Genomic DNA, 15,378 nt, shown 5'->3' with positions numbered 1-15,378 from the left:
CGGAAAAACAATCGAGCTGTTTAGGTGATAGGTGCAGAAAAAATTGGATAAGGATGGGTCATGAAAAATTTTAAAAATAAAGTTGCTGCAATTACCGGTGCGGGTTCAGGAATTGGCCAGCAATTAGCGGTTCTTCTGGCAAAGCAAGGTTGTCATTTGTCCTTAAGTGATGTGAATGAAAAAGGATTGACGCAAACAGTTGAACTGGTCAAACAAAGTCATGTCCGTGTAACTACCAAGAAGCTGGATGTAGCTGACCGCGATGCCATGAAAGAATGGGCTGCGGATACCGTGCAAAATCATGGTTCAGTCAACATGATTTTTAACAATGCCGGGGTTGCTCTGGGATCAACTGTTGAAGGGGCAAGTTATGAAGAATTGGAATGGATTGTCAATATTAACTTCTGGGGTGTGGTCTATGGCACCAAAGAGTTTTTGCCTTTAATCAAGAAATCGGGTGATGGGCATGTCATCAATATTTCCAGTCTGTTTGGTTTAACTGCTCAGCCGACCCAGTCTGCCTATAACGCCACCAAATTTGCGGTGCGTGGTTTTACTGAGTCTTTGCGTCAGGAACTGGATATGGAAAATTGTGGTGTGAGTGCGCTATGTGTTCACCCGGGCGGAATTCGGACCAATATTGCCAATGCGGCAAAAATGAATGACAGTATTCGCACCTTGGGCATGCATCCGGAAAAATCGGCTAAAGCCTTTAATAAATTATTGCGCTGTCCACCTGAAGAAGCCGCACGTCAAATTATTGAAGCAGTGCAAAAAGATAAACGCCGTTTGTTGATTGGGAATGATGCTAAAGCTGTTGATTTGATCCAGCGTATTTTACCGACCGGTTATCAGCGCATCATGGCATTGGCTACAAAATTAGGCAATAAGAACAAGAAATCGGCTTAAAATTCTACCCATTAAAACTCGCATCATGCGGGTTTTTTTATGCCTGAAATATCCCAAAACGGGCTAAAAAGTATTTAAGTTGAAAAACAACTTATATCTAAAAATAAGAAATAAAAAGATAGAAACGTGCTGAATTTAAATAAGCAAGTGTTGAAAGATCAACATGTTGAACGTGTGAAAACCAACATGCTAAGTTGGAATAAGAATAATAAATACATTAAAAACAATAATTTATAATATTGGCATACTTGTTGCCACATAAGAATCACAGAACAAGGAAAATTAGAGGAACCACCATGACAATTTTACAAGATTTAAAAGCCAAACAATCACGTGCTGTAGCAGTACGGTCACAACTCGATTTTCCGGTGATTGACACCGATATTCATACCAATGCATTTAGTCCCGCGTTAGAAGACTATATCGCACAGTATGGGGGAGCTAAAGTCGTTGATGTATTTAGAACACATCTAAAGAGTAATGGTCTAAATGCTTTGGCAGCCGAGTGGTATAGCGCTACGCCACAAGAACGTAAAGACCGTCGTTTGTTCCGTCCACCATTTTGGGCACTACCGTCTGAAAATACCTATGACCTTGCCACAGTTGCAATCCCGGGTTTGCTCTATGAGCGTTTAGAAGAACTGGGTACAGATTATGCTGTGCTTTATCCCAATCTGTCTTTATTCCCGATTAACTCAAGTAATGATGATTTACGTCTGTCACTGACGCGTGCGATCAACCATTTCCATGCAGATATTTATAAGCCATATAGCGACCGCTTGACTCCTGTAGCTGCAATTCCACTGAATACTCCACAAGAAGGGATTGAAGAGTTGGAGTTTGCACAAAAGCTTGGTTTAAAAACAGCACTGATTCCGGGTGCAGTGCGCCGTCCAATTCAATCTATTGCAGATCGTTATCCTGAAGATACTGACTTACGTCGTTATGCTTACTGGTTGGATTTCTTCGGAATTGATAGCGAATATGACTATGACCCATTTTGGCAAAAGAGTGTGGATTTGGGCATTAATTTATCGACACATTCAGGCAGTCAAAGTTGGGTTGCACGTAATTCACCGACCAATTATATGTTCAATCATATTAACCATTTTGCTGATGCTTCGGAGGCTTTGGCAAAGGCACTCTTCTTTGGTGGTGTCACTGAGCGTATCCCGCAACTCAGGATTGCACTTTTAGAGGCTGGTGCAGCATGGGGGCAGAATGTACTGACCCATTTGGTTGACCGTTTTGAAAAGCGTGGTAATGATCATGTACAGCAGTACAACCCCGAGCGACTGAATCGTGAACTCGCTCTTGAGTTGTATCGTCAGTATGGTCATACCCTATATCAAGGACGTGAGTTAAATGATGATGAAATCATTCAAAGTATTTTTGGTGTAGCAGGAACGGCACGTTTCCAACCACAAAAGCCAGAAGAGATTAATGATTTTGCCCTCGCAAAAATTCAACACAAACAAGATATCTGGGATCGTTGGGTACCCAATTTCTATTTTGGCAATGAAGCAGATGACCGCACGATTGTCGGCGCACTTAATCCTAAAGGTAACCCGTTCGGTCAAAAAATTAATGCCCTTTATTCATCAGACTCGGGCCATTGGGATGTTCCTGAACTGACTGAACCCTTGGCAGAAACATGGGATTTGGTTCTAGAAGGGGCAATTACGGCTGAAGACTTTAAATCACTGGTCTTTACCAATCCTTATCAATTCTATACGGCAAATAATCCTGATTTCTTTAAAGGCACACAAGTGGAAGAAAAACTGAAAAAAAATCAGGCTGCATAACCCGTATTTCCCACGCACTACATTTACCCCCAGTCCTTGGCTTGGGGTTGGGGCAGCTTTGCGCTTTGGGGCACAAAAAAGAAGTGAAATGAGAGTATGAAAAAAACATCGTTAAACCTTGCAGTGGCATTGATTTTATCTGCAACCAGTCAATTGAGTTTTGCCAGTGATGCTGACTTACAAAAGCAGCTGAGCAGCTTAAAACAACAAATTGACAGCCTGCAACAACGCTTAAATGCTGTCGAAGCACAGCCCCAAACCAAAGCGGCTGTTGTTGCACTCCTGAATGACAGCGTAGAAAGTTATAGCAGTGAAGATATTGAAGCATCTGAATTGGCTGCTGGTCCAACACCGGCCACCTCAGATGATGTGGAAGGTTTACGTGCCGATGTAGAAAACTATAAATATGATCAGTCGCGTCAGTATGAGCGCCAAACAGTGAAGTCAGCGCGTGATACAACTTTATTCGGTACGGTTCAGTTACGGGCAAATGTTCAGGACAATAATACTGCCCCCAATACCCCGAAATCGACCTTTGATATCGGTACGGCATTACTAGGCGTACGCGGCAACTTATTTAAAGATTATAACGAAGGTAAAAACCTCGATTACCAGGCATCGTTCGGTTATTCAAAACGCAATGATGGCAGCAATAACAGCAACTTTAACTTGCTGGATGCTTATTTGCGTTATCACGTATTTTCCACCAATGGCGGGGCTGAGATTCCACGTCTAAATCTCACTCTGGGTCAACAACTCTTGCCATTTGGTCTGGATGTGCAGTCGCCTGAAGACTTGCGTCCAACCATCAGCACTGCATCTGCACCAACATACTTAGGTTTATTTACCCGCCAAAATGGCCTGATTGTTCGTGGCGATGCCAAGCCATTTGTGGACTACGGTGCAAACTACCGTGCGCCATTGTTTGAATATGCAATTGGTGTGACCAACGGTAATGGCAGCAACAAAACCGATGACAATAATGGCAAAGACTATATTGGTCGTGTTGCATTCACTTTGCCAGTCGACTATGCAAGTTGGTTACGCGAATTCAAAGTCGGCGCGTCTTATATCAAAGGCGAAGCAAAACTATCTGGTTCAGGTATTACTGACAATAAAGCCAAGAAAGACCGTTTAGGCTTCGATATTTATTATAACCATGCACCGTTTGGCGTGACCTATGAATATCTGCAAGGCAAGACCGACTACATCAACACGGCTGTGCCTGCAGTTAAAGAAGCCAAAGCAGAAGGGCATACCTTTACCGCGTTCTATACCTTGGGTGACCAGTTCTACAACAGTATTAAATCCAATGCCAAATTTGACGATTTCTGGCCGAAATCGATTCAGGGTTACTACCGTTACGACAGCTATAACCCAAATAAAAATCAGAAAGATTATCTCGATACCGCAAGTGGCCGTATCGGTGAATATGACATTCACTCACTTGGCTTAAACCTGTTTTTTGCGCAAACCACAAAGTTCCAGTTACAGCTTAATCATTATATCTATGACATAGAAGCTGCCGCCCAAAAAGACACCAATGAACTGCAAGCGCAATTCCAATATACCTTCTAATTCGACCATTTAAATTATACAGGACCTTTAAAAATGAAACTTTTATCGAAAAAACTAGCAGCAACATTCTTGGCCATATCGGCACTGGGACTCAGCTTGCAACTGCATGCAGCTAATCCCAAAGAAATCCGAATTTCTATGTCGGGTGCAGGTGAAGGTGGTAAGCCAAAAACAGGCAGTAGCTTTGTTGCTTCCGCACATTTGCGCGGTGTATTAGAGCAAGAATTTAAGAAAGATGGCATTACTGTGAAATGGTTATTCTTCCCAGGTGCAGGCCCTGCCACTAATGAAGGTTTAGCCAACGGTAAAGTCGATTTTGCTTTACATGGTGACTTGCCTTCATTGGTGGGTCGTTCTACTGGACTTAAAACTAAGGTTCTATTTTCGACTGGACGTTTTGGTCCAACCTATGTGGTGGTTCCTGCTGGATCAAATGCGAAATCTTTTGCTGACCTAAAAGGTAAAAAGTTTTCAATTTTTAAAGGTACAAATCAACAAATCGTTTTTAACCGTGTCTTGGCTAAATATGGCTTTACCGAACGTGACCTACGCGTGATTTCGCAAGATGGTTATTCGGCGCGTACATCACTCGCAACAGGGGATATTGATGCCGTAATTACTTCACCATTTAGTTTGGTTTCACGTGGAGTCGCAAAAACTTTAATTGAGATTAAAGACCCAAAAGTTGCACCTATCTCACATTTCTGGGTAACAGAAAGTTTTGAAAAACAATATCCGGAAGTGACGCAACGTGTGGTCACTACACTGATTAAACAAGCACAGTGGAGTTCAGAAGAAGCCAACCGTGTGGCCCAATATAAACTCTGGTCACAAAGCGGTACTCCATTGGTTGACTATCAAAAAACCTGGGATGGCTGGAACCTCAAAGATCGCAACACCCCATTACTGGATGAATTCCATCGTTCACAAATCGACAGCGCATTAAAAATTGCCAAAGATGCAAAACTCATCCGCCGTGATGTCGATACCAAAACCTGGTACGAACCAAAGTATTTAAACAATGCTTTAAAAGAACTGAATTTGCAGAACTATTGGCGTCAATTTAATGCCAATGGCCAGCCAAAATAATTCAGGAATGTGGTCATGAATCCGATTGAAACCAATGTTGTCTCTACCCCTTTAACCGCGAAATTCATGGGCAGTTTTGTGCTGCTGACAATTATTGCAGGTCTTGGAGTAGGCGTTGCCCGTATCTTGATCTCATTGTACGCCGTGCAACTTGAAGCGACAGAGCTTCAGCTTGGATTGATTGCTGCAGCACAAAGTGTCGGTATCTTGTTTATGGCGCTGCCGATTGGTGTTTTGGTGCAGCGCTTGGGTTCCTTAAAAGTTTTTAGTCTGGGCAGTGTGATTGGTGCAGCTCTATACGCACTGACACCGCTGCAGGAAAGTGCTTGGTATTTACTCATTGTGACAGCATTGGTGAGCTTTGTTTTACCGATGCGCTTTGTCTCAATTAATACCGTTTTTCTGAGCAATTTAAAACGTCTTGGACCTGCCAAAGCAGGCTGGTTCCGCGGTTCTCACATGATGGGTTTTTTCCTGATTGCACCGGCCTTAACCGTATTGTTGATTCAGCATTTTGGTTATGGCGGCAGCTTTTACTGGGTGGCGTTTTTATTTTTGGGAACACTGATTTTTGCGCCATTTTGCTTTCAACAGATTCATCAAACCGCAGCCAATGCACCGAGTTTTAAATGGCGTGATGTGGTTGCACCACTGGCATTACTCAAAACCCATGCTGCCTTACGTATGGTCTGTGCTTTAGAGTTTTTAAGCAGTGTCGCGAATAATTATTTCGGCTTTTTTATTGTGGTCATCGCCATTCAAAGTTTTTCACTGTCTGAATCCGTCGCGGTGATGCTATTGACTACACAAGGTATCGTCTTTGTCGGTTCTTTATTCACACTAGGTGGTTTGGCCGAACTGATTGGCTATGCCAAATTTTACTGGATTGGACTGAGCTTGATCAGCAGCGCCTTACTCATTTTAGCCTTTACTCCAGTGACGTTTTGGATGTGGCCCGCATCGCTGATGTTGGGCTTAGGTTTAGGCATGTTGCACATTGCCAATTTCATGTCCTTTGCCAAAGTGGGTGAACAAACCGCCATGGCAAAAATCTCTCCAATTTTGGCATTGGTTGGGCCGGCAGGCGGTTTATTTGGCGGTTTCTTGGGCGCAGCCTTCGGTGCCAGCATCGGCTTACAGAATTTATTTTTCCCGATTGGTCTGGCATTTATCGGACTGATTTTAGTGATCTCTCGTGATCAGGCATTTATCTCTTTTTTAAAACCTGATGATTCACAACAACTCGCAGAAGGACAAGAATCATGAGCCTTACGAATGTAACCGCACATTCGGTACAGTGGCAAAGTTACCGTAGTGCATTTGAATTTTTTAAGAAGTACCTAAAAGTAACCTTGCAATTGGCTTGTGGTCTGCTGCTACCGGTGTTGTTGCTGGGTGTGTGGTATGTGGCAACACTACGCCAGTGGTTACCGGAACAGATTTTGCCAGCACCGCAGTTGGTGTGGAGCATAACCGTTGAACTGTGGCAATCGGGTGATTTGCAATTTCACTTTTTGACGAGTGCGAAACGTATTTTATGGAGCGTGTCCTTAGGCGTCAGTCTTGGACTTAGCCTTGGGATCTGGTTTGCTTTGTCACAACGTGCACAGCGTTTTGTGTTACCGAGTGTTCATTTACTCACTCAATTTCCAATTATCGGTTGGATTCCACTGCTAATGATTTTTTTGGGCATTGATGAAGCCTTGAAGATTGTTGCGATCTCGCTTGCGGTAATTTCTCCAGTATTGATTGCCACCTTTAAAGGTATCCAACAAGTCCCTAGCCGTTTATTAGAAGTGGCACAAGTCTATCAATTTTCCAAATTCCAGACTTTTTCTAAAGTCATTTTACCAGCAAGCCTGCCCGCCATTATTAGCGGTTTGCGCCAAGGTGTGATGCAAGCCTGGTTGGCTTTGGTATTTGTTGAACTCTTGGCAAGTAGTGAAGGGATTGGCTTTCTGATGGTTTGGGGACGCCAGCTCATGCAGATGGATATTATTTTCATGGGCATTATTTTAATTGGCATCACGGGCTTTGTTCTGGACAGCGTATTGGCCGCCTTTGAACGCCTGGCTCGTTTTTACGCAACGCGAGTAGGGGATTAATCATGTCAGAACTCAGTCTTGAAAAATCAGCAATCAGCGTAAATTCAGGCTTTGAAAAAAGTCTTAAAGTGCTGCAAGCCTTGATTTTACCGATTGCATTTATTGCACTTTGGGCAGTGGCTTCAGCTTTACAGTGGCTCGATCCGAAACTGATTCCATCGCCATTAACCGTGTTAAGCAGTGCAATCCAGAGCTTTAGCCAACCCGAATTTTGGCAAGGTTTTGTGGCAAGTTTAAGCCGTAATTTTACCGGTTATGCCATTGGCGCAAGCTTGGGTGTAGCGTTTGGCGTTGCACTCGGTACTACGCGTTGGGTTAGCTGGATTTTTGCGCCCAGCTTTAATGTGTTACGCCAAGTATCGCTATTTGCATGGTTGCCGTTGATCTCGACCTTTTTAGGTTATGGCAACGGCGCCAAAATTTTATTTATTGCGCTTTCTGTATTTTATCCCGTAGCCCTGCATAGCTTAGAAGGCGTCAGCAGCATCAGCGCCAAATACAGCGAAGTCGCAAGAGTATATCAATTTCCAAAACTATATACCTATCGAAAACTCATTCTACCGGCAGCAAGCCCACAAATTTTTGTGGGTCTGCAACTGGGTTTGATCTTCGCTTGGTTAGCCACTGTAGGCTCAGAATTTTTATTGGCCAATTACGGGCTTGGTCTCGGTAATTTGGTGATTCGTGGTCGTGAGCAATTTAACGTGTCCTTGATTATTTTAGGCATGCTGAGCATTGGTATTGTCGGGGTGATTTTAAACAGCATCCTTGCCTATATAGAACGAAAAGTACTGCGCTGGCAGCAGCGTAGCTAGGAGAAATAACAATGAAAATACTTCCTAAATTTTGGCAAAAAGCGATTCTGGGCGCAGTGATCGGTGCAAGTGTGGTTGCAGGCTGTAGCACACAGCAGGTGGAAAAAAATCCCACGGCAGAAGTTACGCATTTACGTTATCAAAGTTACCCAGGTTTGGTGTCGCTACCTGAACTGGCGCAAGACTTAGGTTACCTAGGAAAAATCAAACTGGATTATGTCGGTACGGTACAAGGCGGCCCACAAGATTTACTGACTTTGGTTTCAGGTGATGTGGATTTTGCCTCAGCCTTTAATGGCGCCGTGGTGAAAGTCATTGCCGCAGGGCTGGATGTTGTGCCTGTAGTTGCCTCTTATGGCAGTGATGAAGAGATGAATGCCGGTTTCTATGTGCTGGAAAACAGCAAGATTCGTGGTGCACGTGATTTTATTGGTAAAAAAGTCGCGGTGAATGCTTTTGGCGCACATTACGAATTTATCGTGAAAGATTATTTGTTGCGTCATGGTTTAACTGAAAAAGAAATTCGTGATGTTGAGCTGATTGTGCTGCCACCGGTGAGTGCCGAGCAAGCCTTGCGTAATGGCCAAATTGATATTGCCGTGTTCTCGGGCATTCTGGAAAAACGCGCATTAAAAACTGGTGGCGTACGTCCAGTGTTTAAAGATATTGAGTTATACGGGCCATTTACTGCGGGTAGTTATTCAATGCGCAAAGACTTTATTGCCCAACACCCTGATGCAGCAAAAACCTTTGTCAGCGGTGTAGCACGTGCACAGGAGTGGTTGCATCACACGCCAAAAGAACAAATTGTGGCACGTATGGAAAGCATTATTGATAAACGCCAGAGGAACGAAACCAAAGTGTTGATTCCGTATTACACGGGAACCGGTGTGCATGCGGTGGGCGGCGTACAAAAAACTCAAGACTTCCAGCCATGGGTCAATGCATTGGTGCAAGAGCAAAAACTTAAACCAAATCAGCTGAATGTCAGCACGCTATATAGCAACGAATTCAACCCTTATGCAACGCTCAAGAATTAAGATTAGAAAGGAATACAACAATGACCAGTGCCTTAAATTTAGATCACGTGCGTAAGGTTTTTCCTGCGCAAAATCATCCCAATAGCAAAAATTACAAACCAGAATTCGTGGCGGTTGAAAATGTCACTTTAGATATCAAGCAAGGTGAGTTTGTTTCGATTGTCGGGCCCAGTGGTTGCGGTAAATCGACTTTACTGGATCTGATTGCCGGACTGACCAAACCATCTTCTGGGCAGATTTTACTCAGCGGCAAGCAAATTACCCAACCCGGTTTGGATCGAGGCATTGTGTTTCAGCAATACGCGCTCTATCCATGGCTGACCGCTTTAGAAAATATTGAATTTGGTCTAGAAGCCAAAGGTGTAAACAAGAAAATCCGTCGTGAAAAAGCCCAGTATTACTTACAGTTGGTTGGACTTTCAGGTTTTGAAAAGCATTATCCGAATGAACTTTCTGGTGGTATGAAACAGCGTGTGGCGATTGCGCGAAGCCTAGCCTATGAACCTGAAATTTTACTCATGGATGAACCGTTTGCCGCACTGGATGCACAGACCCGTGAAACTTTGCAAGAAGAGCTGATCAAAATCTGGCAAAGCTCGAAAAAGACCATTGTTTTCATCACCCATAGTATTGATGAAGCGATTTTCCTCAGTCAACGCGTGGCGATTATGACTTCTCATCCGGGACGGATTAAGGAAATTATCGATATTCCAGCTAGCCTGAAAGCTAAAGGGGATGATATCCGTTCAACAGCAGAATACGGGAAAATTCGTCATCAAATTTGGTCGCTCTTAAGCGAAGAAGTGATTAAGGCGCAAGCACTCGAAAAAGATAAACAGCTTGCTCACGCATAAATAAATGAGAGGAATATTCATCATGTCATCGACTCAACAGGTGATTCCGCATCACCAAACCTATACTGCGGCAAAACCACGCTTACAACTGACCTGGCTCAATACGATTTTTAAACGCAGTATTGCCATCATCTTATTCTTATCATTATGGGAAAGTTTGCCGCGTTTAGGCATGGTCAGTCCTGCATTTTTACCGCCGTTGTCTGTGGTGCTGGATACCGCATGGCAGCTGTATCAAAGCGGGCAATTGGGCACGCATTTTAGCGCCAGTATTCAACGCTCGATTATTGGTTTTGTTTTGGCCTTAGCGATTGCCATTCCACTGGGTCTCATCATTGGCTGGTATAAACTGGTGGCAGAAACCTTAAACCCACTACTTGAATTGTTCCGTAATACGACGGCCTTGGCTTTAATGCCGCTGTTCATTTTATTTTTAGGCATTGGTGAGGCATCAAAAATCAGCTTGTTGGTTTATGCGTGCACATGGCCGATTCTGTTAAATACCATTACTGGTGTACAAACTGTGGATCCACTATTAATTAAATCAGCACGCACCATGGGTTTAAAACCGTATCAATTATTTCGTAAAGTCATCTTGCCGGCATCGGTACCGACTATTTTCGTGGGTATCCGTTTGGCAGGGGCGATCTCTATTCTTGCCCTAGTTGCGGTTGAGATGTTCGGTGCCAAAGCCGGTCTGGGTTACCTGATTATGTATTCACAATTTAGTTTTGAAATTCCACAAATGTTTGTGGGTATTCTGGTAATTACTTTAGTGGGCTTATCTTTTAACTATATTTTGATTGGGCTGGAAAAATACTTTACTGCCTGGAAACGTAATCCATCTGAATAATATTAATATCTAAGAATTAAAATGCAAAAAAGCAGTGTTAATTCACTGCTTTTTTATCTGCTTTTATATGTCTTTCATAAAATATGAAATGAAGATAGTTTTTAAAGAAAAACTTTTATTCTTGATTTTTAAATATTGTTTAAATCAAAGTCATAAAATAATGAATGTGATTTTTAATATATTATTTAAAATTAGCCCTATTATAATAATGCATATTTCATTAAACGTGTGCGAATCACATTTCGTGTCACACCCAATAACCTTGCAGTATGCACCTGATTGTATTCGCAGTAAGTATAGGCGCTGCGAATAAATTGCTCTTCAATCAACTCATTGATATTCAGTTGCGGTAATTGTTGTGAGGCTTGGAACAAATGCTGAAAGGTCGATTGCAATAATTTTTCAGCATCGGCATTGGCCAAAATTTCCGGCAATGCAGTTATATCTAAATCGTTTTGCTGTGTGCCCTGATTTTGCCCTTTGCTTCGGCTATGTAACAGGTTTGAGAAGCGGATATCATCCGGTTCAATCACCCCATTTTGACTGACCAAAACTGCATGGTGAATGGTATTTTCCAGTTCACGGATATTACCCGGCCAACGATGTTGTAACAGTTTTTTTACCGACAGTGGGCTGATGCGTAACGGCGTTGCATGCGGATCAGTTTGGTAGTGTTCCACAAAGAATTTTGCCAAGGGTAAAATATCATCGCGACGGTCTGAAAGCTTTGGAATACGCAGTAAAGCGACATATAGTCGGTAAAATAAATCCTCACGAAATTTGCCTTCCAGTACTGCTTTTTCAAGGTCAACATTGGTTGCGGCAATAATACGAACATTAATTTTAATAGGCTTGAGTGAGCCGACCCGAACAATCTCGCGTTCTTGTAAAATTCGCAGTAATTTGACCTGCATAGAGAGGGATAAATCACCAATTTCATCTAAGAATAAGGTGCCATTATGCGCCGCTTCAAACCAGCCAATACGCTGATGAATTGCCCCGGTAAACGCACCTTTCTCGTGGCCAAATAACTCGCTTTCCGCCAAAGATTCGGTTAAAGCGCCGCAATTCACCGCAATAAAAGGACCTTTGGTACGGTGGCTCAGGGCATGAATTTGTCTGGCAACCAGTTCTTTGCCGGTACCGGTTTCGCCAATAATCAAGGCATTGGCATCGCTTGGCGCAATTTGTTTAATGCGCTCAAGTAGCGCCTTTGACAGTGGATCTTCAAAGACGGTCGCTCGTGCGCGTTCGTAGCGAACCGTCTGACTGACGCTAGGATGCGTTAATATAGACATATGATTTGCTTCATTATAAAAATTGAACTCATCATGAAATATTTAATATCGAAAAATAAATAATAAAACGATATTTAATTATCTGTTTTGCTGCATAAACGCTTTTTGATAAATATATCTGTTAAATAGATAAATAAAGCGCATAACTAAATATTAAATCGAGATAAATAATCAGCCAAAAGTATTTTATATTAACAACATCATAAACACAGAGTAATTATAATGACAATCATAGCCGTTAATGTACGTAACCAATTTAAAGGCATTATTCAAGAAGTATTACAGGGTGACGTTGTTTCAGAAATAAATGTAGAAACCAAAGCCGGTCTTTTTACTTCAATTATTAGTACCCGTTCAGTTAAAGACTTGGACCTTAAAGTGGGTTCTGAAGTGGTTGTATTAATCAAATCGACGGAAGTGTCATTGGCGAAGCTTTAATTCGCCATTGCCTCAAGCTTTACAGGAGAATTGAGAGATGACACAACAACAGACAGGCCATGTATCTATTCAGCAACTCAGTAAAACCTATCCGACGCAAAATAATGAAGCATTAACTGTGCTGGACGATATTAATTTAGACATTCAGCCCGGTGAATTTATTAGTATTGTGGGGAGCAGTGGTTGTGGTAAATCCACATTGTTACGCTTATTGGTGGGACTGGAAAATAGCTATCAAGGCCAGATCCAGGTGGATGGCAAAAAGATTTTTGGCACCAGTTTAAACCGCGGTATTGTGTTTCAGGACCACCGTCTTTTTCCGTGGTTAAGTGTGACAGAAAATATCCGCATTGCATTGCACCAAAACAATTTAAGCCGTGCCGAAGAAGATGTCATCATTGATGAACATTTAGAATTGGTCAAATTGACCCAGTTTAAAGATGCTTATCCGTCACAACTTTCAGGCGGCATGAATCAGCGCGTGGCAATTGCGCGCAGTTTGGTTAACCGTCCGGAAATTTTATTTCTGGATGAGCCGTTTGGTGCGCTGGATGCCTTAACCCGTCAAAACCTGCAAGATGAATTGCAGCGGATTTGGCAGGCAGAAAAAATCACCATGGTGATAGTGACCCATGACGTTGAAGAAGCGGTATTTTTAGGTGATCGCGTGGTGGTGATGCAGCCATATCCGGGTCGAATTAAACGCATTGTGGATGTGCCGGTTGCGCATCCGCGTAAACGTGAAGATGTGCGTTTGCACAATATTAAAAATGATATTTTGCTCGATTTTAGTGACCCATTCAAAGATCAATTCCGCAGTAAGCCAGCAAAGTTTTCCGATTACCAATTTGCCTGGTAGTCACGTTCTATATTCGATCCAAAAGCCTGCGTAAAGCGGGTTTTTTTTATAGCTATTTAAAAATAATCCGACATAAAAAATCCCCCACGAATGAGGGATATTCAACCGGTTTTAACTTAAGAGGCTTTTACTTCTTGACGTGCCAAAACATACTGGTTTTCAGGACGTTCCAGTCCTAAGTTTTCACGTAAGCTTGAGCCTTCGTATTCGGTACGGAACAGGCCGCGGCATTGTAGCTCTGGCACAATAAAATCGACAAAGTCATTCAGACTGGCAGGGGTAGTTGGCGGCAGAATGTTAAAGCCATCCGCGCCTTCATTTTCAAACCAGTTTTGTAACTCATCGACCACTTGTTCAGGTGTACCAATCAAGGTCCAGTGACCACGTGCGCTGGCGATATATTCATACAGCTGGCGAATGGTGAAATTATGTTTACGCGCAATATCAATCATCATTTGCTGACGGCTTGAGAAATTAATATCCGCATCTTCAAGTTTCGGGAATGGCGCATCTAAATCATATTTTTCTAGATTAATCCCACCCGATAGACCAGACAGTAAACTTAAGCCAACTTTTGGATGAATCAGGCTATTCAGCAATTGGTATTTTTCTTGCGCTTCCTGTTCGGTTTTCGCCACAAAAATAGACACGCCCGGCATGATTTTCAGGTCATCTGGCTGGCGGCCATATTTAACTAAGCGGCTTTTGACATCACGGTAAAATTCTTGTGCATCAGCCAAGTTTTGTTGTGCGGTAAAGATGACTTCAGCATATTTTCCTGCAAGTTCTCGGCCATCTTCGGACTGGCCTGCTTGCACAATCACCGGATAACCTTGCGGTGGGCGAGAGACGTTGAGTGGGCCTTGGACACTGAAATATTTGCCCTTATGTTTAGGCTCGTGAATTTTATCAGCATGGAAAAATTGACCACTTTCCTTGTTATAAATAAAGGCATCATCTTCCCAAGAATCCCAAAGTTTTTGGGTTACTTCAATAAATTCATCGGCACGTTCATAACGTGTTTTCGGGTCAGGATGTTGGGTTAAACCAAAATTGTTTGCAGTGTCGGGGGATGCGGTTGTCACCACGTTCCATGCGGCACGACCTTTAGAAATATGATCCAGCGAAGCGAATTTACGTGCCAATAGATACGGATCTTCATAGGTGGTCGATGCCGTGGCAATAAAGCCCAGATTTTTGGTTACTGCAGATAGCGCAGCAAACAAGGTCACAGGTTCAAAACCGACACCTTTATCTCCTAAACCCAATTCACCTTCAATTGCCGAACCCCAACGGACAGATAGGCCATCTGCTAAAAAGTAAGCATCGAATAAGCCTTTTTCTGCGGTTTTTGCCAGTTCGATAATGTAATCAAGATTTAAGTGGTCCTGAGGACGTGATTCAGGATGACGCCAGCCTGCCGCATGTTGAGCGGTCGCAGGAATAAAGGCACCCAGTTTAATTTGACGTTTTAACATTGTTATATCCTGTAGATTTGAATAATATTCAAAAACATATAATTCAAACTTTGTGCCATCTTTAAATTATAATAAAAACAATAATATAAAATACATATTATTTTTATGTGTTTAAAATTTAACAGCAAAAATGTAGCTTTGTTTCAAATCAGACAGTAGAAAAAATGTAGTACTTATATGAAAATTTTCGCTTGACCGAAAAAGGAAAATTTTTGTTCTTATGGGGTTTTTGAGATAGACCAGAAGGGTATGATCTT

General features: G+C 42.5%; 14 protein-coding genes. 12 read left to right on the top strand and 2 right to left on the bottom strand.

Going from position 1 to position 15,378, the window contains the following annotated elements; genetic code table 11:
• Window positions 1-60: 60 nt before the first annotated feature.
• The 10 genes from ACKI4H_RS00250 (at window position 61) to ACKI4H_RS00205 (ending at window position 11,048) form a co-directional block, all read left to right on the top strand.
• Window positions 61-909 carry an SDR family NAD(P)-dependent oxidoreductase gene (locus ACKI4H_RS00250; protein WP_407303096.1) on the top strand — a complete coding sequence of 283 codons (849 nt, stop codon included), beginning with the start codon at window positions 61-63 and terminating at the stop codon, window positions 907-909.
• A 296-nt stretch (window positions 910-1,205) separates the two neighbouring features.
• A complete protein-coding gene (locus ACKI4H_RS00245) occupies window positions 1,206-2,714 on the top strand; it encodes an amidohydrolase family protein (RefSeq protein ID WP_407303095.1) in 1,509 nt (502 codons plus the stop codon).
• Between the two features lie 96 nt (window positions 2,715-2,810).
• The gene (locus ACKI4H_RS00240; protein WP_407303093.1) at window positions 2,811-4,292 is read left to right on the top strand and encodes a DUF3138 domain-containing protein; all 1,482 of its coding nucleotides are present in this window, start codon (window positions 2,811-2,813) and stop codon (window positions 4,290-4,292) included.
• A 33-nt stretch (window positions 4,293-4,325) separates the two neighbouring features.
• Window positions 4,326-5,381: an ABC transporter substrate-binding protein gene (locus ACKI4H_RS00235; RefSeq protein WP_407303091.1), complete on the top strand. Its 1,056-nt coding sequence runs from the start codon at window positions 4,326-4,328 to the stop codon at window positions 5,379-5,381.
• A gap of 15 nt (window positions 5,382-5,396) precedes the next feature.
• Window positions 5,397-6,647, top strand: coding sequence for an MFS transporter (locus tag ACKI4H_RS00230; protein WP_407303090.1), 1,251 nt, complete (start codon window positions 5,397-5,399; stop codon window positions 6,645-6,647).
• Window positions 6,644-7,486, top strand: a complete 843-nt coding sequence (locus tag ACKI4H_RS00225; protein ID WP_407303089.1) for an ABC transporter permease — start codon at window positions 6,644-6,646, stop codon at window positions 7,484-7,486. Before ACKI4H_RS00230 ends, ACKI4H_RS00225 begins: the two co-directional genes overlap by 4 nt.
• A 2-nt stretch (window positions 7,487-7,488) precedes the next feature.
• Entirely contained in the window at window positions 7,489-8,301 is an 813-nt protein-coding gene (locus ACKI4H_RS00220) for an ABC transporter permease (protein WP_407303088.1), read from the top strand.
• An 11-nt stretch (window positions 8,302-8,312) separates the two neighbouring features.
• Window positions 8,313-9,341 carry an ABC transporter substrate-binding protein gene (locus ACKI4H_RS00215; protein WP_407303086.1) on the top strand — a complete coding sequence of 343 codons (1,029 nt, stop codon included), beginning with the start codon at window positions 8,313-8,315 and terminating at the stop codon, window positions 9,339-9,341.
• Between the two features lie 20 nt (window positions 9,342-9,361).
• On the top strand, window positions 9,362-10,195 hold the full coding sequence (locus ACKI4H_RS00210) for an ABC transporter ATP-binding protein (protein ID WP_407303085.1): 834 nt from the start codon (window positions 9,362-9,364) through the stop codon (window positions 10,193-10,195).
• Between the two features lie 22 nt (window positions 10,196-10,217).
• On the top strand, window positions 10,218-11,048 hold the full coding sequence (locus ACKI4H_RS00205) for an ABC transporter permease (RefSeq protein WP_407303084.1): 831 nt from the start codon (window positions 10,218-10,220) through the stop codon (window positions 11,046-11,048).
• 200 nt (window positions 11,049-11,248) lie between these two features.
• On the opposite strand, the gene ACKI4H_RS00200 is transcribed toward ACKI4H_RS00205, so the two are convergent.
• Window positions 11,249-12,346: a sigma-54 interaction domain-containing protein gene (locus ACKI4H_RS00200; RefSeq protein ID WP_407303083.1), complete on the bottom strand. Its 1,098-nt coding sequence runs from the start codon at window positions 12,344-12,346 to the stop codon at window positions 11,249-11,251.
• 222 nt (window positions 12,347-12,568) lie between these two features.
• Between ACKI4H_RS00200 and ACKI4H_RS00195 the strand changes: the two genes are divergently transcribed.
• Both ACKI4H_RS00195 and ACKI4H_RS00190 read left to right on the top strand, forming a co-directional pair.
• A complete protein-coding gene (locus ACKI4H_RS00195) occupies window positions 12,569-12,784 on the top strand; it encodes a molybdopterin-binding protein (RefSeq protein WP_407303082.1) in 216 nt (71 codons plus the stop codon).
• Window positions 12,785-12,821: 37 nt separating this feature from the next.
• On the top strand, window positions 12,822-13,643 hold the full coding sequence (locus ACKI4H_RS00190) for an ABC transporter ATP-binding protein (protein WP_407303081.1): 822 nt from the start codon (window positions 12,822-12,824) through the stop codon (window positions 13,641-13,643).
• 116 nt (window positions 13,644-13,759) lie between these two features.
• Here ACKI4H_RS00190 and ACKI4H_RS00185 read toward each other — a convergent pair whose 3' ends face one another.
• Window positions 13,760-15,121: an LLM class flavin-dependent oxidoreductase gene (locus ACKI4H_RS00185; RefSeq protein WP_407303080.1), complete on the bottom strand. Its 1,362-nt coding sequence runs from the start codon at window positions 15,119-15,121 to the stop codon at window positions 13,760-13,762.
• Between the last annotated feature and the right edge of the window lie 257 nt (window positions 15,122-15,378).

This window comes from Acinetobacter sp. (genome assembly GCF_045628685.1).
In the GTDB taxonomy this organism is placed as follows: domain Bacteria; phylum Pseudomonadota; class Gammaproteobacteria; order Pseudomonadales; family Moraxellaceae; genus Acinetobacter.
The sequence above is the reverse complement of the archived record's forward strand: the minus strand, read 5'-3'. Positions and strand labels throughout refer to the sequence as shown.